At 65.7% G+C, this 24,971-nt stretch carries 24 protein-coding genes and 4 pseudogenes; 16 read left to right on the top strand and 12 right to left on the bottom strand.

Features of this window, described 5'->3' with window-relative positions; all coding sequences use genetic code 11:
- The first annotated feature begins 119 nt into the window (after positions 1 to 119).
- Positions 120 to 2,048, top strand: coding sequence for a translational GTPase TypA (typA, locus tag NMQ03_RS14355; RefSeq protein WP_255172740.1), 1,929 nt, complete (start codon positions 120 to 122; stop codon positions 2,046 to 2,048).
- A 125-nt stretch (positions 2,049 to 2,173) separates the two neighbouring features.
- Here typA and NMQ03_RS14350 read toward each other — a convergent pair whose 3' ends face one another.
- Positions 2,174 to 2,413 (bottom strand): hypothetical protein, encoded by a 240-nt coding sequence (locus NMQ03_RS14350; protein ID WP_255172739.1) that lies wholly within the window; start codon positions 2,411 to 2,413, stop codon positions 2,174 to 2,176.
- Positions 2,414 to 2,550: 137 nt separating this feature from the next.
- On the opposite strand from NMQ03_RS14350, the gene fdxA reads away from it, so the two are divergent.
- The 3 genes and pseudogenes from fdxA to NMQ03_RS14335 all read left to right on the top strand — a co-directional run bounded on the left by fdxA (position 2,551) and on the right by NMQ03_RS14335 (position 5,565).
- Positions 2,551 to 2,877 (top strand): ferredoxin, encoded by a 327-nt coding sequence (fdxA, locus tag NMQ03_RS14345; RefSeq protein ID WP_013601705.1) that lies wholly within the window; start codon positions 2,551 to 2,553, stop codon positions 2,875 to 2,877.
- A gap of 14 nt (positions 2,878 to 2,891) precedes the next feature.
- A pseudogene (gene dapC / locus NMQ03_RS14340) lies at positions 2,892 to 4,038 on the top strand (succinyldiaminopimelate transaminase).
- A 240-nt stretch (positions 4,039 to 4,278) separates the two neighbouring features.
- Complete coding sequence (locus NMQ03_RS14335; RefSeq protein WP_255172738.1) at positions 4,279 to 5,565, top strand: citrate synthase; 1,287 nt, start codon at positions 4,279 to 4,281, stop codon at positions 5,563 to 5,565.
- A 212-nt stretch (positions 5,566 to 5,777) separates the two neighbouring features.
- Here NMQ03_RS14335 and galE read toward each other — a convergent pair whose 3' ends face one another.
- Positions 5,778 to 6,791, bottom strand: a complete 1,014-nt coding sequence (gene galE, locus NMQ03_RS14330; protein ID WP_255172737.1) for a UDP-glucose 4-epimerase GalE — start codon at positions 6,789 to 6,791, stop codon at positions 5,778 to 5,780.
- A 101-nt stretch (positions 6,792 to 6,892) separates the two neighbouring features.
- Here galE and NMQ03_RS14325 point away from each other — a divergent pair.
- Together NMQ03_RS14325 and NMQ03_RS14320 are read left to right on the top strand one after the other, a co-directional pair.
- Positions 6,893 to 7,494, top strand: a pseudogene (locus tag NMQ03_RS14325) (TetR/AcrR family transcriptional regulator).
- 114 nt (positions 7,495 to 7,608) lie between these two features.
- On the top strand, positions 7,609 to 8,220 hold the full coding sequence (locus tag NMQ03_RS14320) for a hypothetical protein (RefSeq protein ID WP_255172736.1): 612 nt from the start codon (positions 7,609 to 7,611) through the stop codon (positions 8,218 to 8,220).
- Between the two features lie 28 nt (positions 8,221 to 8,248).
- Here the strand turns inward: NMQ03_RS14320 and NMQ03_RS14315 are convergent, their stop codons facing one another.
- Together NMQ03_RS14315 and dapD are read right to left on the bottom strand one after the other, a co-directional pair.
- Entirely contained in the window at positions 8,249 to 9,106 is an 858-nt protein-coding gene (locus NMQ03_RS14315; protein WP_255175620.1) for a hypothetical protein, read from the bottom strand.
- Between the two features lie 22 nt (positions 9,107 to 9,128).
- Positions 9,129 to 10,156: pseudogene (gene dapD, locus NMQ03_RS14310) on the bottom strand (2,3,4,5-tetrahydropyridine-2,6-dicarboxylate N-succinyltransferase).
- A 51-nt stretch (positions 10,157 to 10,207) separates the two neighbouring features.
- Between dapD and dapE the strand changes: the two are divergent.
- On the top strand, positions 10,208 to 11,344 hold the full coding sequence (dapE, locus tag NMQ03_RS14305; protein WP_255172735.1) for a succinyl-diaminopimelate desuccinylase: 1,137 nt from the start codon (positions 10,208 to 10,210) through the stop codon (positions 11,342 to 11,344).
- An 83-nt stretch (positions 11,345 to 11,427) separates the two neighbouring features.
- Here dapE and NMQ03_RS14300 read toward each other — a convergent pair whose 3' ends face one another.
- The 4 genes from NMQ03_RS14300 to NMQ03_RS14285 form a co-directional block, all read right to left on the bottom strand.
- Positions 11,428 to 12,267, bottom strand: coding sequence for an amino acid ABC transporter permease (locus tag NMQ03_RS14300; RefSeq protein WP_018768598.1), 840 nt, complete (start codon positions 12,265 to 12,267; stop codon positions 11,428 to 11,430).
- Complete coding sequence (locus NMQ03_RS14295) at positions 12,264 to 12,914, bottom strand: amino acid ABC transporter permease (protein WP_018768597.1); 651 nt, start codon at positions 12,912 to 12,914, stop codon at positions 12,264 to 12,266. The genes NMQ03_RS14300 and NMQ03_RS14295 overlap by 4 nt, the downstream gene beginning before the upstream one ends.
- A gap of 85 nt (positions 12,915 to 12,999) precedes the next feature.
- Positions 13,000 to 13,887 (bottom strand): glutamate ABC transporter substrate-binding protein, encoded by an 888-nt coding sequence (locus tag NMQ03_RS14290; protein ID WP_255172734.1) that lies wholly within the window; start codon positions 13,885 to 13,887, stop codon positions 13,000 to 13,002.
- Positions 13,888 to 13,956: 69 nt separating this feature from the next.
- The gene (locus NMQ03_RS14285) at positions 13,957 to 14,712 is read right to left on the bottom strand and encodes an amino acid ABC transporter ATP-binding protein (protein ID WP_255172733.1); all 756 of its coding nucleotides are present in this window, start codon (positions 14,710 to 14,712) and stop codon (positions 13,957 to 13,959) included.
- A 104-nt stretch (positions 14,713 to 14,816) separates the two neighbouring features.
- Here NMQ03_RS14285 and NMQ03_RS14280 point away from each other — a divergent pair, with 104 nt between their 5' ends.
- The 4 genes and pseudogenes from NMQ03_RS14280 to NMQ03_RS14265 all read left to right on the top strand — a co-directional run bounded on the left by NMQ03_RS14280 (position 14,817) and on the right by NMQ03_RS14265 (position 17,750).
- Positions 14,817 to 15,599 (top strand): TIGR00730 family Rossman fold protein, encoded by a 783-nt coding sequence (locus NMQ03_RS14280; RefSeq protein ID WP_255172732.1) that lies wholly within the window; start codon positions 14,817 to 14,819, stop codon positions 15,597 to 15,599.
- Between the two features lie 65 nt (positions 15,600 to 15,664).
- A complete protein-coding gene (locus NMQ03_RS14275) occupies positions 15,665 to 16,096 on the top strand; it encodes a DivIVA domain-containing protein (protein ID WP_255172731.1) in 432 nt (143 codons plus the stop codon).
- Positions 16,093 to 17,349, top strand: a pseudogene (locus NMQ03_RS14270) (hypothetical protein). Before NMQ03_RS14275 ends, NMQ03_RS14270 begins: the two are co-directional and overlap by 4 nt.
- A gap of 233 nt (positions 17,350 to 17,582) precedes the next feature.
- Positions 17,583 to 17,750 (top strand): DUF3117 domain-containing protein, encoded by a 168-nt coding sequence (locus NMQ03_RS14265; protein ID WP_009357720.1) that lies wholly within the window; start codon positions 17,583 to 17,585, stop codon positions 17,748 to 17,750.
- Between the two features lie 57 nt (positions 17,751 to 17,807).
- Here NMQ03_RS14265 and NMQ03_RS14260 read toward each other — a convergent pair whose 3' ends face one another.
- Positions 17,808 to 18,440 carry an O-methyltransferase gene (locus NMQ03_RS14260; protein WP_159631488.1) on the bottom strand — a complete coding sequence of 211 codons (633 nt, stop codon included), beginning with the start codon at positions 18,438 to 18,440 and terminating at the stop codon, positions 17,808 to 17,810.
- A gap of 230 nt (positions 18,441 to 18,670) precedes the next feature.
- On the opposite strand from NMQ03_RS14260, the gene sigE reads away from it, so the two are divergent.
- The 4 genes from sigE to NMQ03_RS14240 all read left to right on the top strand — a co-directional run bounded on the left by sigE (position 18,671) and on the right by NMQ03_RS14240 (position 20,675).
- Positions 18,671 to 19,285, top strand: a complete 615-nt coding sequence (gene sigE, locus NMQ03_RS14255; RefSeq protein ID WP_159631489.1) for an RNA polymerase sigma factor SigE — start codon at positions 18,671 to 18,673, stop codon at positions 19,283 to 19,285.
- 7 nt (positions 19,286 to 19,292) lie between these two features.
- Entirely contained in the window at positions 19,293 to 19,502 is a 210-nt protein-coding gene (locus NMQ03_RS14250; protein WP_255172730.1) for a hypothetical protein, read from the top strand.
- A gap of 24 nt (positions 19,503 to 19,526) precedes the next feature.
- Complete coding sequence (locus NMQ03_RS14245) at positions 19,527 to 20,201, top strand: anti-sigma factor (protein ID WP_255172729.1); 675 nt, start codon at positions 19,527 to 19,529, stop codon at positions 20,199 to 20,201.
- Positions 20,202 to 20,270: 69 nt separating this feature from the next.
- On the top strand, positions 20,271 to 20,675 hold the full coding sequence (locus NMQ03_RS14240) for a Sec-independent protein translocase TatB (protein WP_255172728.1): 405 nt from the start codon (positions 20,271 to 20,273) through the stop codon (positions 20,673 to 20,675).
- Positions 20,676 to 20,684: 9 nt separating this feature from the next.
- Here NMQ03_RS14240 and NMQ03_RS14235 read toward each other — a convergent pair whose 3' ends face one another.
- The 3 genes from NMQ03_RS14235 to NMQ03_RS14225 form a co-directional block, all read right to left on the bottom strand.
- Positions 20,685 to 21,842 (bottom strand): Mrp/NBP35 family ATP-binding protein, encoded by a 1,158-nt coding sequence (locus NMQ03_RS14235; RefSeq protein WP_255172727.1) that lies wholly within the window; start codon positions 21,840 to 21,842, stop codon positions 20,685 to 20,687.
- Positions 21,843 to 21,906: 64 nt separating this feature from the next.
- A complete protein-coding gene (locus NMQ03_RS14230) occupies positions 21,907 to 22,599 on the bottom strand; it encodes a DUF1003 domain-containing protein (RefSeq protein ID WP_255172726.1) in 693 nt (230 codons plus the stop codon).
- Complete coding sequence (locus NMQ03_RS14225; RefSeq protein WP_255172725.1) at positions 22,583 to 23,866, bottom strand: magnesium transporter MgtE N-terminal domain-containing protein; 1,284 nt, start codon at positions 23,864 to 23,866, stop codon at positions 22,583 to 22,585. The genes NMQ03_RS14230 and NMQ03_RS14225 overlap by 17 nt, the downstream gene beginning before the upstream one ends.
- A 77-nt stretch (positions 23,867 to 23,943) precedes the next feature.
- Here NMQ03_RS14225 and NMQ03_RS14220 point away from each other — a divergent pair, with 77 nt between their 5' ends.
- The gene (locus NMQ03_RS14220; protein WP_255172724.1) at positions 23,944 to 24,963 is read left to right on the top strand and encodes a general stress protein; all 1,020 of its coding nucleotides are present in this window, start codon (positions 23,944 to 23,946) and stop codon (positions 24,961 to 24,963) included.
- Positions 24,964 to 24,971: the final 8 nt, after the last annotated feature.

The following is a 24,971-nucleotide window of genomic DNA, read 5'->3' as shown; positions in this document are numbered from 1 at the left end:
AAATAACTCAGCGGCTAGAATAAAGGAAGGCGCCCTGTGCCAAGGGCCTTGTCCGTCGTGCGTTCCAGTTGGAAATGTCGCGATACAACAGCTGACTCCACTGAATCGAGCCTTTACGCATGTCTGAAACCACCACCAACACCGCGGTAGCCACTGCATCGCGCAGTGACCTCCGCAACGTCGCGATCGTGGCCCACGTTGACCACGGCAAGACCACCCTGGTCGACGCCATGCTCAAGCAGACCCATTCCTTTGCAGAGCACAACCACGTAGAAGACCGCGTCATGGACTCCGGCGACCTGGAGCGCGAAAAGGGCATCACCATCCTGGCGAAGAACACCACTGTCGCCTACAACGGTCCGTCCTCGAACGGCGAGACCATCACCATCAACGTGATCGACACCCCCGGCCACGCCGACTTCGGCGGCGAGGTCGAGCGCGGCCTGTCCATGGTCGACGGCGTCGTCCTGCTCGTCGATGCCTCTGAGGGCCCGCTGCCCCAGACCCGCTTCGTGCTGCGCAAGGCCCTCGCTGCGCACCTGCCCGTGATCCTGCTGGTCAACAAGACCGACCGCCCCGACGCGCGGATCGAAGAGGTCGTGCACGAGTCCATGGACCTGCTCCTCGGCCTCGCCTCCGACCTGGCCGACGAGGTCCCCGATCTGGACCTGGACAAAATCCTCGAGGTCCCCGTGGTGTACGCCGCCGCGAAGGTCGGCCGCGCCTCCCTGGAGCAGCCCGCTGACGGCACCGCTCCGGAGAACGAGGACCTCGAACCGCTGTTCAAGACCATCATCGAGCACATCCCGGCTCCGACGTACAACCCGGAGGGTGTGCTCCAGGCGCACGTCACCAACCTCGACGCCTCCCCGTTCCTTGGCCGCCTGGCCCTGCTGCGTATTTACAACGGCACCCTGCGCAAGGGCCAGACCGTGGCCTGGGCCCGCGCCAACGGCGAGCTGAAGAACGTCAAGATCACCGAGCTGCTCGCCACCAAGGCGCTGGAGCGCGTGCCGGCCGAGTCCGCAGGCCCCGGCGAGATTGTCGCCGTCGCCGGCATCGAGGAGATCACCATCGGTGAAACCCTGACCGACGCCGAGAACCCCCAGCCGCTGCCGCTGATCACCGTGGACGATCCCGCGATCTCCATGACCATCGGTATCAACACCTCGCCGCTGGCCGGCAAGGTCAAGGGCGCCAAGGTTACTGCCCGCCAGGTCAAGGACCGTCTTGACAAGGAACTGATCGGTAACGTCTCCATCAAGGTCCTGCCCACCGAGCGTCCCGACGCCTGGGAAGTCCAGGGCCGTGGCGAGCTCGCCCTCGCTATCCTGGTGGAGCAGATGCGCCGCGAAGGCTTCGAGTTGACCGTCGGCAAGCCGCAGGTTGTCACCAAGACCGTTGATGGCAAGATCCACGAGCCGATGGAACACATGACCATCGACGTGCCCGAGGAATACCTGGGCGCCGTCACCCAGCTCATGGCAGCCCGCAAGGGCCGCATGACCAACATGGCCAACCACGGCACCGGCTGGTGCCGCATGGAGTTCATCGTTCCGGCCCGTGGCCTGATCGGTTTCCGCACCCGGTTCCTCACCGACACCCGTGGTGCAGGCATCGCGGCTTCCATCTCCGAAGGCTACGAGCCGTGGGCCGGCCCCATCGAGTACCGCACCAACGGTTCCATGGTTGCCGACCGCGCCGGTGTTGTTACCCCGTTCGCCATGATCAACTTGCAGGAACGCGGCTCCTTCTTCGTGAAGCCCACGTCCGAGGTCTACGAAGGCATGATCGTGGGCGAGAACTCCCGCGCCGACGACATGGACGTCAATATCACCAAGGAAAAGAAGCTCACCAACATGCGTGCCGCTTCCTCCGACACCTTCGAGAACCTGACCCCGCCGCGGGAACTCACCCTCGAAGAGTCACTCGAGTTCGCCCGCGAGGACGAGTGCGTCGAAGTGACCCCGGACGCCATCCGCATCCGCAAGGTCATCCTGGACACCAACGAGCGCGCCAAGGCCAACCGCGCCCGCGCCAAGGCCTAGTAACTCCGCAGGTCCGCAGAACGCCACCGGCATTTGCCGGTGGCGTTCTGCGTTTAAGCTCGCGATTGGGCAGGAAACCGTGGGTTCGTTAGGCAGGGAGAGCCCGTGGGCAACGAGCGGCGCTGTCAGTGCGCAGCGGCGCGGCGCGGGGGAGCGGGCGGCACTTCCTTCGCGGCCACCACAAGCTCAAGGGGAATGACGACGTCGGCCTGGCGGGTGCGGACGGTGCAGGAACCGGCGTCGCACGTCAGCAGGTGGCCCAGGGCATCCGTGAGGCCACCTTCAATCCGGTAGCGCACCACCACCCGGGTTCCGGGCTCAGCCGCGGCCAGGAAGCGGGCAGGGGCAGGCGCTGGCAGACTCACCAGTTCATACTAGGCCGCCGGCTAGGTTCGCGGGAACGGGCTGGGAGATAATAGGCTCAGATGTCAATAGTCCGGCCGTGCTGCCGGATGCTAGAGCCGGCGGGGAAGCCGGAACCCAACGTGGAGAGGCCAGGGACGTGACGTACGTAATCGCGCAGCCGTGTGTGGATGTTAAGGACAAGGCATGCATTGAGGAATGCCCGGTCGATTGCATCTATGAAGGCGAGCGTTCGCTGTACATCCATCCGGACGAGTGCGTCGACTGCGGCGCCTGCGAGCCGGTGTGCCCGGTGGAGGCCATTTACTACGAGGATGACACCCCGGAGGAATGGGCCGACTACTACAAGGCCAACGTCGAATTCTTCGATGACCTTGGGTCTCCTGGTGGCGCGGCCAAGATCGGCAACACGGGCAAGGACCACCCGATGATCGCCGCCCTGCCGCCGCAGAACCAAGACCACTGACGCGGACGGGAAACGTGACCGCAGCAGTGAATTCGTTTGGCCTGAACCTGCCCGACTACCCGTGGGAGGCCATGGCCCCCTACATGGCCAAGGCCTCGGAACACCCGGGCGGGGCAGTTAACCTCTCCATTGGCACGCCCGTGGATCCCACACCGCAGCTGGTCCAGGACGCCCTGAAGGCGGCCGCCAATGCCCCCGGATATCCCACCGTTCACGGCACTCCCGCGCTTCGGGAAGCCATCTCGGGCTGGTTCGAACGCCGGCGCGGAGTGGCAGGCCTCGACCCCCGCAACATCATGCCGACTGTGGGGTCCAAGGAACTCGTTGCGTGGCTGCCGCTGCTGCTGGGCCTCAAGCCCGGAGACGTCGTCGTACGGCCTAAGGTGGCTTACCCCACGTACGATATCGGCGCCACCCTTGCTGGGGTCACCTCGGTGGCCACGGACAACCTGGACGAGCTTGACGACGCAACGCGCGCACGCGTGCGCCTCATTTGGGTCAATTCCCCGGGCAACCCCACGGGCAGTGTCCGCGACGCGGAGTCACTGAAGGCGCTGGTGGTCCAGGCCCGTGAAATCGGCGCTGTGGTGGCATCGGACGAATGCTACGCAGAGCTTGGCTGGGGCGACTGGGACGTCCAGCGCGGCGGCCAGCGCGTCCCCAGCATCCTCGATCCGCACGTGGCCGGCGGCTCGCACCAGGGCCTGCTCGCCGTGTACTCGCTGAGCAAGCAGTCCAACCTGACCGGCTACCGCGCAGCCTTCGTTGCCGGTGATCCGGACCTGATGCCCAACCTGGTCAACAGCCGCAAGCATGCAGGCATGATCGTTCCCTACCCGGTCCAGGAGGCCATGCGGGTGGCGCTGGGGGATGACACCCACGTCGAGGCCCAGAAGGACCTGTACCGGGCGTGAACGCCTGGTGCCCGCGCTGCTGGACTTCGGCCTGGAGATCAAGGAGTCCGACGCCGGCCTGTACCTGTGGTCGACTGCAGGCGAGGACACGTGGGCCACGGTGGACCGCCTGGCTGAACGCGGCATCGTGGTGGGGCCGGGTGTCTTCTATGGAGACGCGGGCAACGGCTATGTCCGCGTGGCCTTGACCGGATCCGACGAGCGGATCGATGCAGCCGTTGCACGGCTGGCCGGGTCCGGCTCCTAGGGACACGTAATATTCGTGTGACTCGCCCCACATCCGGCGCATTTTAGGCTGGATGGGAAGCTCGCGGATTAGTGACACCCGCCAAGGAGCGGTACTTTTTAAGTTGACGATCAATGGTGGCTTTCTACAAGAAGGCAGCCCGGGTGTTGGAACCTGTCTTCTCAGGCTCAAGTGCGCGGCTCACCTGATGTTGGATCAAGCTTTCGACAGAGGCCGAAGACGCCTCATGAAGGGGACTCCATGACTGAGACCAACAATGCTGCGACCCTGCTCCACGCAGGTGGCGAGCTGAAGCTCCCGCGCATCCAGGTTGTTGAAGGGAACGAAGGTTACGACGTCTCCAAGCTGCTCAAGCAGACCGGTGCCGTGACCTTTGACCCCGGCTTCATGAACACCGCAGCAACCACCTCCGCCATCACCTACATCGATGGCGATGCGGGCATCCTGCGCTACCGCGGATACCCCATCGAGCAGTTGGCGCAGCACTCCAGCTTTCTCGAGGTGTCCTACCTGCTGATCTACGGGAACCTGCCCACGCCCACGGAACTGGACGAGTTCGACCAGAAGATCCGGCGCCACACCCTGCTGCACGAAGAGCTCAAGGGCTTCTTCGGCGGCTTCCCCCGCGACGCACACCCCATGCCGGTGTTGTCCTCGGCCGTGTCCGCGCTGTCCACCTTCTACCAGGACTCGCTGGACCCGTTCAACGCCGAGCAGGTGGAGGTTTCCACCATCCGCCTGATGGCAAAGCTGCCGGTTATTGCCGCCTATGCGCACAAGAAGTCCATCGGCCAGCCCATGCTGTACCCGGACAACTCCATGAACCTGGTGGAGAACTTCCTGCGCCTCAGCTTCGGCCTCCCCGCCGAGCAGTACGAGCTGGACCCGGTCATCGTCAAGGCCCTGGACCTGCTCCTCATCCTGCACGCGGACCACGAGCAGAACTGCTCCACCTCCACCGTGCGCCTGGTGGGCTCCTCCAACGCCAACCTCTTCGCCTCCGTTTCGGTAAGCATCAATGCCCTCTTCGGCCCTGCCCACGGCGGAGCCAACGAGGCCGTGCTGAAGATGCTCCGCCAGATCCAGGCCGAGGGCCTCAAGCCCGAGGACTACATGGAGAAGGTCAAGAACAAGGAAGACGGCGTCCGCCTCATGGGCTTCGGACACCGCGTCTACAAGAACTACGATCCGCGCGCCAAGATCGTCAAGGCCACGGCCCACGAGATCCTGAGCAAGCTCGGCGGCAACGACGAACTGCTCGACATCGCCATGCGCCTGGAAGAGAAGGCGCTCAGCGATGACTACTTCATCCAGCGCAAGCTCTACCCGAACGTGGACTTCTACACCGGCCTGATCTACAAGGCCATGGGCTTCCCCGAGAAGATGTTCACCGTCCTGTTTGCCATCGGCCGCCTGCCGGGCTGGATTGCCCAGTGGCGCGAAATGATCAGCGACCCGAACACCAAGATCGGCCGCCCGCGCCAGCTGTACATCGGCGAGCCGGAGCGCGACTACCCCGCCCGCTGATTCCCCGCCTGTCAGGAACAGCAACAGCACTGACGACGACGGCCGCCCACCTTCCACAGGTGGGCGGCCGTTTCGCTTTAATCACCATCCATTGCTCCCCACCGGCACCCTAACCTCGCAAGCTCGGCCAGGGAACCCTGCCGGCGTGGGCCCACTGCCCTTTTGGGGGGCTCAAAAGGGCAGTTACCCAGCAATCGACGGGGAGGGAAGGGTCAGGAGGCGTAGCCCTGGGGGTTGTTCTTCTGCCAGCGCCAGTGGTCCTCGCACATCTGGTCCACGGTCTTGGTGGTGGACCAGCTCAGGTCTGCCAGGGCCGAGGTGGCATCGGCCCAGAAAGCCGGGAGGTCTCCCGCGCGGCGGCCGGTGATCTCGTAGGGGATGGGCTGGCCCACTGCCTTCTCAAAGGAGCGAAGGACTTCCAGGACAGAGGAGCCCTTGCCGGAACCGAGGTTCCAGCGGAAGACGCCGGTGCGGTCCGCGATGTGGTTCAGTGCGGCCATGTGTCCTTCGGCCAGGTCCACCACGTGGATGTAGTCGCGCAGGCAGGTGCCGTCCGGGGTGTCGTAGTCGCCGCCGAAGACCATGAGCTTCTCACGGCGTCCCACCGCCACCTGGGCAATGAACGGGACGAGGTTGTTCGGGATGCCCTGCGGGTCTTCGCCGATGCGTCCCGAGGGGTGTGCGCCCACCGGGTTGAAGTAGCGCAGCAGTGCTATGTGCCAGCGTGAGTCGGCGGCGCCGAGGTCGGAGAGGATGTCCTCGATCTGTTCCTTGGTGCGCCCGTACGGGTTGTTCGCGCCGATCTCCATTTTTTCCACGTACGGGATGGGGTTGTGTTCACCGTAGACGGTGGCCGAGGAGCTGAAGACGATTGACCGGACGTCATGCCTGTCCATGACGCGGACCAGGTTAAGCGTCCCCACCAGGTTGTTGTAGTAGTACTTCAGCGGCTCCTGCACTGATTCACCCACCGCTTTGAGGCCTGCGAAATGAATGACGGCCTCGATGCCGTTTCCGGCGAACACCTTCTCGACGGCGGCCTCGTCCACCAGGTCCACGTTGTGGAACTCCGCGGTCTTGCCGCTGAGTTCGGCTACGCGGCGCAGCGACTCCTCGCTGGAGTTGACCAGGTTGTCGATGACGACCACGTCGTGGTAAGCTTCCTGCAGGGAAAGAACAGTGTGGGAACCGATGTAGCCGGTGCCCCCTGTGACCAAGATTTTCATGCCTCAACGCTATCCCACGTGCAGCGTTGCCCGCCGCCGTGTCCCGGATGGCGGGCGGTCTGTGAAAAGGCAGAGTAAACACAAGTGTGCTAATAAGAATGGTGCCCAAAATTGTAGACGCCGATGCCCGGCGGCAGGATGTGGTCCAGGCGGTTCTCCGCATCATTGCCGTGGACGGTCTCGAGCGTGCCTCGCTTCGGGAAGTTGCGGACGAAGCAGGACTGGCGGTCGGCTCGGTCCGGCACTACTTCCAGGGCAGCGAGGAGCTTCTGGCGTTTACGTTCGGCACGGTGGTGGACCGGGTGAGCTGGAAGCCCTGCTGCCCGCCGTCCTTGATGCTGCCGCAGCCAGTCCCGAACAGCGGGGGGCTGTTTTAACCCTTCTGGGCGGCATGCTTCCCCTGGACGAGGAAACAGCAGTGGAGGCATGTGCGTGGCTGGCGTTCAAGAACGCCGCCCGCATCCGGCCGTTCCTTGCCGCGGAGTCGGACCGAAGCCACCGTGAAATCGCGGCCATCGTGGGCGCACTCGTCGCAACCCTGCTGCCGGACGATGAACCGCAGGAGAACCTGGTGGTGGAGGCCGAACGGCTCCTGGCCACGCTGGACGGACTTTGTATGCACGCCTTGCTCCAGCCGGGCTGGATGACGGCGCAGATGTGCCGGGACGTGCTTGAGCGGCACCTTGACGGGATCGCACGCTAAGGGATCAAAAGGCTGTCCTGCACTTCCGCGGACTGGTTGCGGGAATAGACTGATAGCCGGGTAGGCCGGACCGATCACGACGCCCGGCACCGGTAGGCCAGGAAAGGACTTTGGATGCAGCACGCAAGCGGTTCCGGGTGGCAGATCACCACCGACACATCCGGGCCGATGATGATTGCTCTTTACGTCCGGGACGCCGCCGGCCTGAACGGCGTGGGCCGTCCCATGCTGTCCCATGCATCACCCAAAGTCCGTTCGGCGGACCATAAGCACCTGACCGCGGATGTTGGCGGCCTCAGCGCACTGAAGACCGAGTGGGAGGCCTGGTGGGAGCAGCTGCTCAAGGCGCACCCCCACACCTCCCCGGAACTGTCCCCGCCCGATTTCGAAGCGTTCGGCAACTCGCCGGCGCTCCAACGGCTCCTGCAGGCCCATTTCGGGTCTGCCCTCACCTGGGCCAGGGAACGCCGGAGCGAATACGCCGAACTCGAAGCCCAGCGCGTGGCCAGCGGAACGGACCAGCTGCTCGGGGACATGGTGGATGACCGGCTGATGGAGGTGGGGCGGGACTCGCGGGACTTCACGCTGACCATCATTGAGTTGCCGCTGGACGAGCAACGGGCCTGGTACCTGGAACCGGACAAGATCATCATGAGCCAGGAGCTGATGGGCCAGCCTGAGCTGCTCCGCAGCTACGTCCAGCCGGTGCTGGAAATCCTGGTCTAGCCCCTGCAGGGAGGACGACGGCGGGACGTCACGTGCCGCCGTCGTCCTGCCGTACGGTGATGCGCACCTGCCCGGCAGCGGCCCCCGACGCCTGCCATCCGTCCCCGCCCGGCCGGTCCCAGCTGCGGCCGGCAACTTCCACCTTGGTCACCGCCAGGTTCTTGGCATTCGCAACCGCCCACTGCGCCACCGACCACGCCAGTGCCCCGTCCGCGTCCACCACCAGGGTGGCGCCGTCCACCTGCGAATCCACGCCGCCGTAAGCCTGGTCCAGTTCCGTCACCACTGTTGTTGAATTCCCGCCCGCCGTCGGGGAACGCAGCGTGCACTGGACACCCGCGGGGGTCTGTCCGGTCAGCCCGGAAGCGAAGGCCCGGCCCATCTCCTCATGCTGGGCGTAGGCCTTGGGGTAGGCGGAACGCTGGACCTGCTGGGCCGCGTCAGTGATGTCCAGCGTCTCGTACCCGGGGATCTTCACCAGGGCGTCATAGAAGGCATTGACGGCGTAGTACGGGTCCATGATCTGGGCCTCGGTGCCCCAGCCCTGGGACGGCCGCTGCTGGAAGAGCCCCCGCGAGTCAGGGCCGGCCTGGTCGCCGTGGCCGATGTTGCGCAGCTTGGACTCCTGCATGGCAGTGGCCAGGGCAATGGTGGCGGCACGCGGAGGGAGGCCCCGCCGGACGGCCGCGGCGGTGATCAGGGCTGCGTTGGCCGCCTGGTCCGGCGCCAGTTCCCCGGTCCGGCTGCCGGCCGTGGCTGTGCAGCGTTCCGAGACGAGGGTCTCGGAACGCTGCACGAAGTACACCGCCGTGTAAATGCCTCCCGCTGCCAGTGCCAGGGTGAGGAGCAGCACCGCCAGGCGGCGCAGGCCGCGCCTACGCGCCACAGACAGAGGTGCCACGAAGAGACTAGTTGGCGTGCAGGGCGTCGTTCAGTTCCACGGTCTGGCCCTTGCGGGGAGAGCCTCCACCGCGCCCGTGGTGGAGTTGCGGCGGAACAGCAGGTTGGGGACGCCGGAGAGCTCGGCGGCCTTGACGATCTTGGTGGTGTCCTCGCCCACCTCGTCCTTGGGGCCCGGAACGCGGACACGGGTGCTTACCGTGACGTAGAGGCCGGCTTCCACTACCGAATCGTCACCGATGCTGATGCCCACACCTGAGTTTGCACCGAGCAGGACACGCTCGCCGATGGTGATCTTTTCCTTGCCGCCCCCTGACAGGGTGCCCATGATGGAGGCGCCGCCACCCACATCGCTGCCGTCACCGGCCACGACGCCCGCCGAAATGCGCCCCTCCACCATGGAGGTGCCCAGGGTTCCGGCGTTGAAGTTCACGAAGCCCTCGTGCATGACGGTGGTGCCGGCGGCGAGGTGCGCACCCAGGCGAACCCTGTCGGCGTCGGCAATCCTGACCCCGCTGGGTACCACGTAGTCCACCATGCGCGGGAACTTGTCGATGCCGTAGACGGTGACAGCGCCCCGCCGGCGCAGCTTGGCGCGCGTCAGTTCAAAGCCCTCGACGGCGGCGGGGCCGAAGTTGGTCCACACGACGTTGGGGAGCTTGGCGAAGATCCCGTCCAGGTTGATGGTGTTGGGCTGGACCAGGCGGTGCGAGAGAAGGTGCAGGCGGAGATAGGCGTCCGCGGTGTCGGCGGGGGCTTCGTCGAGGTTGACCTGGACAAAGACCACCTTCTGCTCCGTGCCGCGGTCCTGGTCTGCACCGTTCTCAGCGATGGCCGTCAGGGCTTCGTCGGCGTTTTCCACCGAGCGGAGATCCTCGGCCGCAACACCCAGTGCCGGTGCCGGAAACCAGACGTCCAGGACCGTGGTGCCGCTGCCGGCGGTGGCAACGGTGGCCACACCAAAGCCATAGGCGGAACGGTCATCAGCGTTGGAGGTCAGGGTTTCGGGCACGGCGGAGGAAGCAGTCTCAGTCATGTGCCCCAGTCTATCGAGGGCCGGGCCGCCGGTTCGAACTAGACTGGCTTCGTGACTGCTGAAACCGCCCCTGAATCTTCCGTGTCCACCCTTGACCTGCACCAGGACGTTGCGCTGCTGACCGCGGCACTCATGGACATCAACAGCGTGTCGGGCAATGAGAAGCAGCTCGCGGACGCCGTCGAAGCGGCCCTGCGGGAGATTCCCCAGCTCACCGTGGTGCGCGACGGTGACGCCATCATTGCCCGCACGGAACTGGGCTTGGGTGAGCGCGTGATTCTCGCCGGCCACCTGGACACGGTCCCGCTTCCGCTGACTGAAGGTTCCAGGGGCACTGTCCCGTCCAGCTGGGAGTCCGGCGTTCCGGGCGAGGGCGTCCTCTTTGGCCGCGGAGCCACCGACATGAAGGGCGGCGTGGCGGTCCAGCTCGCGCTGGCAGCAGGAATGTTCGACGGCGGCGCGCAGCCCAAGCGGGACGTCACCTTTGTGTTCTACGACCACGAGGAAGTGGAGGCGGTCAAGAGCGGCCTGGGTCGCCTGGTCCGCAACCACGGAGATCTGCTGCAGGGAGACTTCGCCATCCTGCTGGAGCCCACGGACGGAACGGTGGAGGGCGGCTGCAACGGCACCAGCCGGTTCGAGGCCAGCACAGCGGGCGAGGCCGCACATTCGGCGCGGGCGTGGATGGGCAGCAATGCCATCCACGCAGCAGCCCCCATCCTGGCCCGCCTGGCATCCTACGAACCGCGGACCATCAACGTTGACGGGCTTGACTACCGGGAAAGCCTCAACGCGGTAAAGATCAACGGCGGCACTGCCGGCAATGTCATCCCGGACCGCTGCGTGGTGGAAATCAACTACCGGTTCGCCCCGGACAAGACGCCGGACCAGGCCGAAGCCCACGTCCGGGAACTGCTGGAGGGCTTTGACGTGGTCCGCACCGATGCCGCCGCGGGAGCGCGTCCTGGCCTGCAGCACCCGGCTGCCGCCTCCTTTGTTGCCGCCGTGGGCGCCGAGCCCAAGCCCAAATACGGCTGGACCGACGTCGCACGCTTCAGTGAGCTGGGCATCCCGGCGGTGAACTTCGGCCCGGGCGATGCACTGCTGGCACACAAGGACAACGAGCACGTCCACGCTGATGCCGTCCGCAAATGCCTCGCCGCGCTGCAAAGCTGGCTCGCTGGCTGACGGCCAGTAACCGAAAAGGTCCGGAACTCCCCACGGGAATTCCGGACCTTTTCTTGTTGGAGCACCTGATGCAGCTTGGAAGTCTAGGGAGCCGCAGCTTCCAGGACATCGGGTTCGGCCTTCGCCATGCCGCCGGCGGCCTTCTTGGAGCCGCGGCGCTCGATCCATACGGCAAGCCGCGAAACCGAGATGTTGATGGCGATGTAAATGGCCGCCGCCACGAAGAAGATGGGGAACAGGTACTGCGTGCCCAGGAAGTCCGCCATGACCTGCACCGCGCGCAGCAGCTCGCCGTACGCCACGATGTAGCCCAGCGAGGTGTCCTTCAGCAGCACCACCATCTGCGCCACGAGGGAAGGCATCATGCGGCGGATCGCCTGCGGCAGCTCGATCAGCATACGAGACTTGTAGCTGGTGAGGCCGATGGCCAGGCCGGCTTCCCGTTGTCCCTTGGGCAGGGACTGGATGCCGGCGCGGATGATCTCGGCAAAGACCGCAGCGTTGTACAGCACCAGGCCGGCCACGACGGCGATGAACGCCGAGGTGCCGAACCCGAGCAGGATGAAGAGCATCATGAGGACCACGGGCATGCCCCGGAGGAATTCCAGGATGATCCTCATAGGAATCCGGATGAATGCGGCATCCGAAATGCGGAGCAGGCACAGCAGCAGGCCCAGCGGGAACGCGATGACTGCCGCCAGTGCGGCTGCGGAAAGCGTGGACCCCAGCCCCTTACCGAGCAGCTGCCACACGTCGCCGCGGGTGAAGATTTGCCAGCGGCGGGCTTCGAAGATGCCCTGCTGGGCGAGGATCGTGACCACCCAGGCCAGCAGGCCGAGAATCAGCAGGCCGCCGATGATGGAGGCAATGAGGGAGACCCGGCGCGCTTTGGGGCCGGGGACGTCGTAGAGAACGGAGCTCATCGGGCAATCGCCACCTTTCGTTCCACCGTGTTGGCGAGGATTCCCAGCGGAACGGTGAGGAGCAGATAGAAGAACGCGGTGCCCAGCAGGACTGTGATCACGGCGTCACCGTTGGCGTTGGCCAGCTGGCGGCCGTAGCCGAACAGCTCCAGGACGAAGAAGGCGCCGGCAACCGAGGAGTTCTTGACCAGGGCGATCAGGATGTTGATCAGCGGCGGGATCACCGTCCGCAGTGCCTGGGGGAGGATGATGAGCGAGAGGACCTGGCCGAACTTCATGCCAATGCTGCGTGCTGCCTCGGCCTGGCCCACAGGCACGCTGTTGACACCTGAGCGGACAGCTTCGGCGATGAACGCGGCGGTGTAGGTGCTGAGGGCAATGATGGCAGCGATCTCGAACTGCTCGAATTTGACCCCGATCCGGGGGAGTACCACCGCTGCGAAGAAGAACGCGATGGTCAGCGGCGTATTGCGGAGTACCTCTACGTACACGGTGCTGAAACCGCGGAGCGCCGCCACCGGGGAGACGCGTGCCGCGGCCAGCAGGGTGCCAAGAATCAACGCGAAAATGCCGGAAACGACAGAGAGAAAAAGAGTGCGGAGAAAACCTTCCCAGTACAGGGGCAGGTTTTCAAAGATGACGTCCATAAGATCCTTCGGCTGTAAGCGTGGACGGATTAACGGCTGTGCCGCCGGGGCTGCTGAACAGCCCCGGCGGCGCGGCGGACGCTACTTAGTAACGGTTGATGGCCGGGAGGCTGGGGGCGGTCTTAATGACCGAACCTGCAGTGGCTTCCCAGGCCTTCTTGTAGGAGCCGTCCTTTTCGAAGGATTCGAGCTGGTCGTTGATCCAGTTGCGGAACTCGGTGTCGCCCTTCTTCAGGCCGATGCCGTAAGGCTCCTTGGTGAAGGTTTCGTCAGAGGCGAGCTTGAAGGCGTCCGGCTCCTTGTCAACGAAACCGGCCAGGATCACGTTGTCCGTGGTCACGGCTTCAACCTGCTTGTTGCGCAGCGGCTCCAGGCAGGCGGAGTAGGTGGCGGCCGGGACGAGCTCGGCGCCGTACTTGTCCACGATCGTGGCGGCCGGGGTGGAACCGGTGACGGAGCAGACCTTCTTGCCCTTGACGTCCTCGGGCTTCTTGATGGTGTCGTTGTCCTTGTTCACCATGAGGGCCTGGTAGGCTTCGTAGTACGGGTTGGCGAAGTCGACAACCTGCTTGCGCTTGTCGCTGATGGTGTACGTGGCGATGACCAGGTCAACCTTGCCCTGCTCGATGAAGGGCTCGCGGTTGGCGGAAACGGTCTCGGACCATTCGATCTTGTCCGCGGGGATGCCCAGCTTGGCGGCGATCAGCTTGCCCATTTCGACGTCGAAACCTACGGGCTTGCCGTCCAGGCCCACCTGGCCGAACAGCGGCTGGTCGAACTTGGTGCCGATCTTGATGGTGCCGGCGGAGGACAGCTTCGCCATGGTGGTTCCGGCAGCGAACGACGGCTTCTCAACGGGGCTCGGGTTGCTGGAGCCGCCTGAGTCTCCACCGCCGCAGGCGCTGAGCGACAGTGCGAGGGCAGCGGTAGCCGCCACGACGAAGGACTTTCGCCGGGACATAAATGCCTTCATGACATTCCTTTCATTGGTGGCCGCGGGTTTCCGGCCTGGATGCGATCTGAAGTGTGGTTGTTCGGTAAGTCAGTGGGTGAGGAGCTTGGACAGGAAGTCCTTGGCCCGGTCACTCTTCGGGTTGGTGAAGAACTCCTCCGGGGTGGCGTCCTCCACGATCTGGCCGTCCGCCATGAAGACCACGCGGTCGGCGGCCTTGCGGGCGAAGCCCATCTCGTGGGTGACCACGATCATGGTCATGCCTTCCTTGGCGAGCTGGACCATGACGTCCAGGACCTCGTTGATCATTTCGGGGTCCAGCGCTGACGTGGGCTCGTCGAACAGCATCACCTTCGGCTTCATTGCCAAGGCACGGGCTATCGCAACGCGCTGCTGCTGGCCGCCCGAGAGCTGGGCCGGCAGCTTGGGCGCCTGGTGGCCCACGCCCACCCGTTCCAGGAGCGCCATGGCGTCCTTTTCCGCTGCCGCCTTGGAGGCGCCTTTGACCTTGATCGGCCCCAGGGTGACGTTTTCAAGGATGGTCTTGTGCGCGAACAGGTTGAACGACTGGAAGACCATTCCGACGTCGGCGCGGAGCTGTGCAAGTTCCTTGCCTTCCTCGGGGAGGACCTTCCCGTCGATGCTGATGGTTCCGCCCTCGATGGTTTCCAGGCGGTTGATTGCCCGGCAGAGGGTGGACTTACCGGAGCCGGAGGGCCCGATGACCACAACAACCTCGCCCTTGCGGACCTGGAGGTTGATGTCCTTCAAAACGTGCAGCTGGCCGTAATGCTTGTTAACGGCGTTCAGGGAGACGAGAGTATCGCCGGGCACATGAGTAGTCATAGGAAAGAATCTAGCGAACAACCGGGGGTTATGACGCCAATCACCCCAAGTTCATGCTGATCGTGATTCAAGAGATACCTGGAGTTGGAGGTTAGCCTAGGGGAATGAGCATCAACGCAGATCCGGCCAAGAATTCCCAGCCGCGCCGTAAGGGGCCCCTCGAACTGCGCCGCAAGCAGGCGGCCGTGGAAATGTCGGACCAGCATCTGCTCGATACGAAAGGCCCCGGCCAGTTCGTCCATACCGACCCGTGGCGGGTCCTGCGCATCCAGAGCGAATTCGTCGAGGGCTTCGGCGCGCTGGCGGACATCGGGAAGGCGGTCAGCGTGTTCGGCTCAGCCCGCACGAAGCCCGGAAGCCTGTACTACGAGATGGGCGTGGAGGTGGGGCGCAAGCTCGCCGAAGCCGGAGTCGCCGTGATCACCGGCGGCGGCCCGGGTTCCATGGAGGCGGCCAACCGGGGAACGGTGGAAGGCAACGGCGTATCGGTGGGCCTCGGCATTGAACTGCCCTTCGAGCAGGGCCTGAACCAGTGGGTGGACCTGGGCATCAACTTCCGCTACTTCTTCGCCCGCAAGACCATGTTCGTCAAATATGCCCAGGGCTTCATCGTGCTGCCCGGCGGCCTGGGCACCCTGGATGAGCTGTTCGAGGCCATGGTACTGGTCCAGACCCGGAAGGTGACGTCGTTCCCCATCGTCCTCCTGGGCGTCGACTTCTGGGGGCCGATGATCGACTGGATCAGGGGCACCCTAGTGGCCGAGGGCATGGTGTCCGAGAAGGACCTGGACCTCATCCAGCTGGTCGATGACCCCGCGGAAGCTGTGGACCGGGTCCTCAGCGGCGCCGTGACCCCGTCACTGAACGGGGAACAGCGGCCGGAGTAGCAGCGGGCCGCGGTTGGCGCCACCGGTCTGGCACGATGGAACAGTGAGCTTCTTTCTGGTTTTCCTTGCCGTCGTCCTCGTGGCGGCGGTCCTGGGCCGGTCGGCGCTCCCGCAAGCCGGACGGGGCGGCGCTGCCCGTCCTGCTGGGCGGTTTCGAAGAGCCGCCGGCCAACCTGCCGCCGGTGCTGCTGCCGGAGCGCGCCGTTCCGGAGGACGTGACCCGCCTTCGCTTCTCGCTGGGCCTGCGCGGCTACCGGATGGACCAGGTGGACCAGGTCCTGGACGAACTGCGGGACCAGCTGGCGGCACGCGACGCAGAACTGGCCGAACTGCGGGACCGGCTGGCCGCCACGGAGGTGCAAACCGGCGCCGGTACGCGGCAGCCGGACGACGACGGGCTCCCGGCCCACGGCACGGCTCCGGAAGTGCCGGACGCCGGAGAGGGCGGGAACCAGGCGGTCCATGAGGACGCTGCCCCGCGGAAGGGCGGCCTGTGAGCACGGTTGCCCGCCGCAGCCCGCTGGCCTCTGCCGGCAATATGGCCCACCGGGCTGCGTCCGCCGTCCGCGGGTGGCCATGGTGGCTCCAGGTCACGGCACTGTACGGCGGATCCAGACTGGTAACAGCCTGCATCTTCATGGCCGCGGCGCTCCACCAGGGCCCCAACCCCTGGTTTCCGCCAAAGCCGGACTACTGGAACTTCATCAACATCTGGGACGCCCGCTGGTACGCACAGGTCATCGCCAACGGCTACCCGTCGGTCCTTCCCACGGACGCCGCCGGCAACGTCCAGGAAAACACGTGGGCTTTCTACCCGCTTTTTCCTGCACTGGTAAGCGGACTCAGCCGCCTTACCGGGCTGAACCCGGCCGCCGCGCTCACGCTGGTCGCCATGCTGGCCGGATGGGGTGCTGCGCTGGCGGTGTACGCACTCTTCCGGCAGAAGGCCCCGCACGCACCCGCCATGTGGGGTGTTGCCTTCTTCTCGGTCTTCCCCGTCTCGGCTGTGCTGCAGGTGCCCTACGCCGAGCCGTTGTCCCTCCTGCTGCTCGCGGGGGCACTGCTCCTGGTGGTGCGCCGCCAGTACCTCTGGGCCGCCCCCGTAGTGGTCCTGTTGTGCCTGTCCAGGCCCGTGGGCGTTCCCTTCGCCGTCATGCTGGGGCTGCTCCTGGTCTTCCACGCCGCCGCAAATGTCCGCCGCGGGCGGCAACGGGCTCCGGCTGACAATGCCCACTCGGTCAAGGACCTGGCGGCACTCACCGGGCTCACCGCCGTCGCAGGCCTGTCCGCGCTGGCCTGACCGGCTGCGGCATGGGCGGCTACCGGGGACTTGCAGGCGTACACCAAAACCGAAACCGTCTGGCGGGGCCGCGACCTGGTGCCTTTCAAGCCGTGGTTCGACGCCGGCGTCGACCTCTTTGGTCCTGTGCTGGGCGTCCTCGCGCCCCTGGTGTTCGTGGCGCTGTTCGGCCTGATGCTGTTCCTGCCCCCGGTGGTTCGGCTCGGCGTCGAACTGCGGCTCTGGTGTGCCTGCTACATGGGCTACCTGCTGGCGTTCCTCCACCCCCAGACCAGTACGTTCAGGATGCTGCTGCCGCTGTTTCCGCTGGCCTTGGGCGCGGTGTTCCTGTCCCGGTCCAGGGCGTACCGGGGGACCGTGGTGGCCATGTTCCTGCTGCTGCAGATCGTCTGGATCGTGTGGCTGTGGGCGTGGGCACAGCTGCCCGGCGGAGGCGATTACCCGCCGTAGCAAAACGGGCTTTCGCGCAGGTCAGGGCGGGAATGACACGTTCCGGGAAATGTCCATCGATTAGCTACGTGCGGGTAATTCCGCGATAATGATAGGTAAGCAAGGACAAAAGCATTCAGAAAACGCGCAGCCTCGGCGGTGGTCCAACCACCCCGCCACAGCGGCCTGATCGACATGCGGACACAGCCCGCCCGGGCTGATTAGTCCTGGGACAAAATGGAGGGGAATTCCTCATGGCGGCTATGAAACCACGCACCGGCGACGGCCCAATGGAAGTCACCAAGGAGGGCCGCAGCCTGATCATGCGGGTCCCGCTCGAAGGCGGCGGGCGCCTGGTGGTCGAACTGAACGCTGCCGAGGCAGCAAACCTCAAGGAATGCCTGGTTGGCGTTACCGAATAGTCGTGCCGGTCAGGGTGCGCAGCCCGCGGGCTGCGCACCCTGACCTTTATGCGGCGACTACTTCTTGACGGCCACCAGCAGGCCGTCCCCGGTGGGAAGCATTGCCGAAGCCAGCCTGTCGTCGTCCCGGATGGCCTTGCCCACCTGCCGCAGGGTCACCGTGTTGGGCTCGCGCCCCGCAGGGTTGGCCACCTTGTCCTTGTCCAGGGCATCGTTGATGACCAGCAGGCCCGAACGCTTGAGCAGCCGGATGGCCTGTTCCACGTAGCCCGGGAGTCCGGGCTTGTCCGCATCAATGAAGACAAGATCATAGGCGCCGTCCGTGAGCCGGGGGAGGACGTCGCCCGCGCGGCCGGAAATAGTGCGGGTCCGGTTGGCGGGACTGCCGGCCTCGGCGAACGCTTCGCGGGCAGCCCGGAGGTGCTCCACGTCCACATCGATGGTGGTCAGGACAGCATGCGCGCCAAGGCCCCGCAGCAGGCAGACGCCGGAGACGCCGGCGCCGGTGCCGATCTCCACCGCCGTCTGCGCTTTTGACGCAGCGGCCAGGACCGTGAGGACCGCGCCCACGCCGGGACTGATGGCGCTGACGCCCAATTCAAAAGAACGTTCCCGGGCCCGAAGCATAACCTCATCCTCAGCGGGCAGATCTTCTGCATAGGACCAGCTGCTGGACTTGTCGGCGCTCATGAATAATCGCTTTCTGGGCGTAAAGGGGGGAATGTCTCCTCCAGCCTACTGTGTCCGGCCGGGCCGGGCAGGGAAGCAGGCGTTGCGCCGACGGCTGAAGTTTGCGCCCGATCAGGAAATTCCCAGCCAAGTTTGAAATGATTGGTATCCGCTCATCCAAAAGGTGACCGGCGCCGAATCAGAGATGTCAACAGTATCCGGGCGTTAGCATTCCACGAGGGGAGTGGACGATGTCATCTTCAGTTGTGGCACCTGTCCCTGCAGTAAACAATCCCGATGATGAGTGGGTCCGTCCCACCTGGGAAGAAGTGGTCACCAACCACTCCGCGAAGGTCTACCGGCTGGCCTACCGCCTGACCGGCAACAAGTTCGACGCCGAGGACCTCACCCAGGAGGTCTTTGTCCGCGTGTTCCGTTCGCTGGAGAACTTCAAGCCCGGAACCCTCGATGGCTGGCTCCACCGCATCACCACCAACCTGTTCCTTGACCAGGCCCGCCGGAAGACCCGCATCCGTTTCGACGCGCTGGCGGAGGACGCGGAGTCCCGGCTGCCAGGCCGGGAGCCGGGCCCGGAGCAGAGCTTCGAGTTGAACAACCTGGACCTGGACGTGCAGGCCGCGCTGGAGGAACTGCCGCCGGACTTCCGCGCCGCGGTGGTCCTGTGCGACCTTGAAGGGCTCTCCTACGACGAAGTCGCCGAGGCCCTAGGCGTTAAGCTGGGTACCGTCCGTTCGCGCATCCACCGGGGACGGACCATGCTCCGCGAAAAGCTGGCCCACCGCGATCCGCGCCCGCAGCAGTCCCGCCGCAAGCTTTCGATGCCCCGCATCGCCGGCATCCTCTGAACGGCATATGAAGTCCCAGTTTCCTTTCGGCGGCAGGCATCAGCGCACCGGCAGCCACCTTGAGGCCTGCCAGGAGTGTGCCGCCACCGTGCGCCGGGAACGGCAGTACCTTGAGCGCCTGCGGGAGGCTCCCATTCCGCCCGCCAGCCAGGACCTGACGGCACGGCTGCTGGCCCGGACCCACGAACTGGCAGCCCAGCGCCGCCCCGGTGCTTAAGCGCACCAGGGTGTCACCTCCCGCATGGCCGCCCGGGCCCTTGCGCTCACCGCCGGCGGAACCGTGGCCGCGGCCGGCGTGCTGGCCGTGGGGGCGTTCACGGCAGCCGGGGACCCCGGGGCCGGCGAACCAGCGGGAACCGAGGCCGCTTTTTCGCATGTCTCATCCCAGACCCCCGCTGACGGCCGGACGTTGACCGCCGCGCAGTTGGCCACCCTGCGTTCTGAAGGATGGGCGTGTCCGGACCTGCAGGCCATGGGATTCCATCTGGAAGCGGCACGGGCGCTGGTGGTTAACGGGGAGCCCGCAGTTGAGCTGAGGCTCACTGACGGCGCACACCACGCCACTGTCACGGAGCAGCACCCTGTCACCAATGAACCAGCAGGCCAGGCCCCCGTGGTTCACGGGGTTGCAGAGGGGGAGAGCGCCCCGGGCCAGCAGGGTGGACCGGTGCAGGTGCCGGGCACCTCCCAGTGGTCCGCCACCTACCGGGCCGCAGGCCTCACCATCACGTACCGCTCCGACCTGCCCGCGGAACAGGCCGACGATGCCATGCCCATCCTCAAGCGGCTTGCCGATTCCGCGGCGGAGGGGGTCGCGGCAGCCGTCCCGGACCGGCCGGAAGGGCAGGCCGCGGAACCCCTGGATGCACGGCTGGAGCGCGGAATCAACAAGATCGCGGCCCTGTTCACCCAATGACACGGACTGTTTACCCGCCCGCCGGGTGGGAATCGTCACTCGCTGCCCGGAGAGGGTAATCTTCCTAAAGTGTTTGGAATCAACGGCCCGGAGTTCATCCTTCTGCTGATCATTGGCGTGCTGGTGATCGGCCCCCAGCGGCTGCCGGAATATACCCAGAAGCTGGCGAACCTGGTCAAGGAAGTCCGCCGGATGGCCAACGGTGCCCGTGAGCAAATCAAGGAAGAAGTGGGCATCGACATCGACGATGTCGACTGGAAGAAGTACGATCCCCGCCAGTACGATCCCCGGCGCATCATCAAGGAAGCACTGCTCGACGACGACACCAAGCCTGTCAGCGCAGGCGCCCCCGCCGCGGTGGCTGCCGTTTCAGGTGCTGCGGCCGCAGCAGATGCCGCCCCCCACCGGCCCGAAAGGGTAGTCCAGCGGCTCGCCCCGGGCGAGACCGCCCCGTTCGACACCGAAGCCACCTAGGCGGCCCACTCAGCGGGGCTGCAGACCCAGCTTCATCCCCGCGAGGCCGCGCGGTTTGGCGGCAAGCTGTCCGGCGATGCCGTTAAGCGCGGCCGCCGCCGGAGCCCCGGGCCTGCCAAGGACGATCGGCACCCCTGCATCCCCGCCCTCGCGCAGCTCGATGTCCAAGGGAATCTGGCCCAGCAAGGGAACGTCCGCTCCCACCGTGGCGCTGAGCCGTTCCGTGAGCACCGTCCCGCCGCCGCTGCCGAAGAGCTCCATCCGGGCGCCGTCGGGCATCTCCAGATACGACATGTTCTCGATGACGCCTGCGATCTTCTGCCCGGTCTGCGTGGCGATGGCACCGGCCCGTTCGGCGACGTCGGCTGCCGCTGCCTGCGGCGTCGTGACCACCAGGATTTCGGCCTTGGGCAGCAGCTGGGCAACGGAGATGGCGATGTCACCGGTGCCCGGTGGAAGGTCCAGGAACAGGGCATCCAGGTCGCCGAAATAGACATCTGTGAGGAACTGTTCCAGCGCCCGGTGCAGCATGGGTCCGCGCCAGGCCACCGGCTGGTTGCCGGTCACGAACATGCCGATGGAAATCACCTTCACGCCGTAGGCCACCGGCGGAAGGATCATGTCGTCCACTTGCGTGGGTTTTTGCGTGATGCCGAGCAGGGCGGGTACGGAGAAGCCGTAGACGTCGGCGTCCACGATGCCCACCCGGAGGCCCTGGGCGGCCAGTGCCGTGGCCAGGTTGACCGTTACCGAGGACTTGCCCACCCCGCCCTTGCCGCTGGCCACCGCGTAGACCTTGGTCAGGGAATCCGGCTCGTTGAAGGGAATCCTGCGCTGGCCGCCCGGCCCGCGCAGCTTTTCCTTGAGGGCATCGCGCTGCGCCTGGTCCATTACCTTGAGCTCGACGTTGACGGCCGTGACGCCGGGGACCGCTGAAAGGGCTTTCTGCGAATCGGCGGTGATGGTATCCCGTAACGGGCAGCCGGCGATGGTGAGCAGGACCGCCACGGTGACCTTCCCGTCGTCGGACACCTGGACGGAGTCCACCATGCCCAGTTCCGTGATGGGGCGGCGCAGCTCGGGATCGATGACCGTGGCCAGGGCATCGTTGACTGCACCGACCAGTGGTGACCGGCCGTCGGCTGCGGGGTGGGTGGGGGCGCTCATGGACGGAGCCTCGGCTTTCGTGCGGTATCGGCGACGGGCCGGCCGGTGACGGTCGGCGTGCTTGTCATTGGGCAGAGTGGCCGGGTTTAACGCGGGGGATCTGCTGGGTGCGCGGGTTGCGCTGGCGGTCCCGCTGTTCGCGCAGTTTGTCCTTGACCTTGTCCCGCGGGGATTCGTGCGAGCCGGGACCGGAGTCCTCGTGGGTGCGCAGCTCCTCCTGGGCTTCCAGGAGGTCTTCCAGGAGGGAACGCAGCTCGGCCCGGACATAGTCCCGGGTTGCTACTTCGCGCAGTGCGATCCGCAGGGAGGCAAGCTCCCGGGTCAGGTACTCGGTATCGGATAGGTTGCGCTCGGCGCGCTGCCGGTCCTGCTGCAGCGAGACGCGGTCGCGGTCATCCTGCCGGTTCTGCGCCAGCAGCAGCAGGGGTGCCGCGTAGGAGGCCTGCAGCGACAGCATCAGGGTCAGCAGGGTGAAGCCCAGGTCCCTCGAGTCGAACTGCCAGTCGACAGGCGCCCATGTGTTCCAGCCGAGCCAGAAAATGCAGAACACGGTCATGTAGACCAGGAACTGCGGGGTGCCCATGAACCGGGCAAAGCCCTCGGTGGCGTGGCCGAACGCGTCCGGGTCCGGGGAGAACTTGGGCAGGATCCGCTGACGGGCGCTCAAAGGCGTGTCGAGACTGCCTTTTGATTCCGCATTGGCCAGGTTCCGCTGGTTGGTGTTCTTCGGAGCGCTGTTATCAGCCAATGCGGCCACCGAGCTTTCTTATCGGGGCTTCGCCATCATGGGCGCGCCAGTCGTCCGGCAACAAGTGATCCAATACGTCATCAACAGTCACCGCCCCCACAAGTAGGCTGGCGTCATTGACCACCGGGAGGGAGTTCAGGTTATAGGTCGCCAAAGTCCGTGCCACTTCGCTGATGTGGGCCTGGTCGGACAACGGCTCCAGGTTCTTGTCCACCAGGTTTCCCAGTGCCTCGAACGGCGGGAACCGCAACAGCTGCTGGATGTGCACCACGCCCAGGAAGCGGCCGGTGGGCGTTTCCAGCGGCGGCCGGGCAATGAAGATCGACGACGCCAGGGCGGGGGAGAGCTCCTCGCGGCGGACGTGGGCCAGGGCTTCGGCGACAGTGGCCTCCGGGGGCAGGATGACAGGCACCGGGGTCATCAGGCCGCCGGCGGTGTCCTCGTCGTACTCAAGCAGGCGGCGGACGTCTTCGGCGCCTTCAGGCTCCATGAGCTGGAGCAGTTCCTCTGCCTGGGCGGAGGGGAGTTCACCGAGGAGGTCGGCGGCGTCGTCGGGATCCATCTCCTCCAGGACGTCCGCGGCGCGCTGGACATCCAGGGCGGAGAGGATCTCCACCTGGTCGTCCTCGGGCAGTTCCTGGAGGACGTCCGCGAGCCGTTCGTCCTGCAGTTCGCTGGCAACCTCGAAGCGGCGCTTGTCGCTCATTTCCTGCAGGGCCTCGGCGAAGTCCGCGGGCTTGAGGTCCTCGTGGTTGGCCACGAACTGGGTGGCAGCCTGAGGTTCGGTGCGCGGCCCCTGCTGGGCGTCCGCCCAGTCGATGATCAACGTTTCGTTGCGGCGCAGCCGGCTCAAAGGGGACAGGGAGTGGCCGCGCCGGACAAAGAGCTTGCTGACGAACCAGTCGCGGGACCGGTGCTGGTCTATGGCGATGTCCTCGATCGTGGCGTCGCCGCTGCCGTCGCGGAGGGTAACCCGGCGGTCGAACATCTCGGCCACCACCAGGGTTTCCGCCCCGCGCTGTTCAAACCGGCGCAGGTTGACCAGGCCTGTGCAAATAATCTGCGTCTGGTCGATCGAGGTGATGCGGGTCATGGGCACGAAGACACGCTTCTTGCCCGGAACTTCCACCACAATGCCCACCACGTGCGGGGCTCCCTGGGTTCCCCGGGACAGCACAACAACGTCACGCAGCCGGCCCAGCCGGTCGCCCAGCGGGTCGAAGACGTCGAGGCCCAGGAGGCGTGCCACGAAGACGCGTGTAGGTGTTGTGCTCACCACTACAGGCTACCGAGTCTGCTCTCTTTTAGCTGAATTTACAGGCGGCACCCACCTTGATGGGCAAGAATGGGTTTATGTCGAACATTTTTGGTGCTCCCAAGGCCGGCGCCGCGAACGGACCGGACGATGCCCGGGCTGTTCCCACCGGTGACACCGTAGGCTCCTACACTTCCTACCTCGACGCCCAGAAAGCGGTTGACTACCTGGCGGACCAGCAGTTCCCGGTCCAGATGGTGTCCATCGTGGGCAATGAACTGAAGATGGTGGAGCGGGTTACGGGGCGCCTGAGCTACCCGCGGGTGGCGTTGTCGGGAGCGCTCAGCGGCATGTGGTTCGGCCTGTTCGTGGGCGTCATGCTGTCCTTCTTCGCTCCGTCACCTGGGTACTTCTCCATCATGACCTCGGTGCTGATGGGCGCGGCGTTCTTCATGCTGTTCGGCATCGTCACCTACGCCATGCAGCGCGGCAAGCGGGACTTCACCTCCACCAGCCAGGTGGTGGCCACCAGCTACGACGTGATCGTGGCCCCGGAGGCAGCCCACGAGGCCCGGCGGCTCCTGCAGCAGTTGCCCATGTCCCGCTCGGACGCGGCATCCGGCCACGGCCCGTATACGCAGCATGACTACTACAACCAGCCGTACCAGCAGCAGCACCACCAGCAGCCCGGGCAGCAGCAGGGGCAGGGCCCGGCCCGCCCCGCCGGCTGGAACGATCCCTACGGCCAGCGGTCCTCCGGTTCGTCCGCCCATAACGGGCCGGAGCAGGAAGGCCACGGGTACCCGGACGACGCCGGCCAGCAGCATACCGGCCAGCAGCCGGCGCAGCAGTACGACGGCGGCCAGCAGCACAGCGGCCAGCAGCCGGTCCGTTCCGTCCGTTACCCGGACTTGCCGGACGGCCGCCCGCAGTACGGCGTGCGCCTGCCCCAGGGCCCTGCCGCCGAAGCGGGGCAGCCGGGCATGGGACAGACCACGGAACACCGGGCAGAAGCAGAACACCGGGCAGGGGACCACGTGCAGGATGGCGCGGAGCACCCGGGTGAAAACCAGTATGGTCCGGACGGGGACCAGCACCGGGGCGACCACCGGCAGTAACACCGCAG

Source organism: Arthrobacter sp. DNA4 (genome assembly GCF_024362385.1).
Lineage (GTDB): Bacteria > Actinomycetota > Actinomycetes > Actinomycetales > Micrococcaceae > Arthrobacter.
The sequence above is the reverse complement of the archived record's forward strand: the minus strand, read 5'-3'. Positions and strand labels throughout refer to the sequence as shown.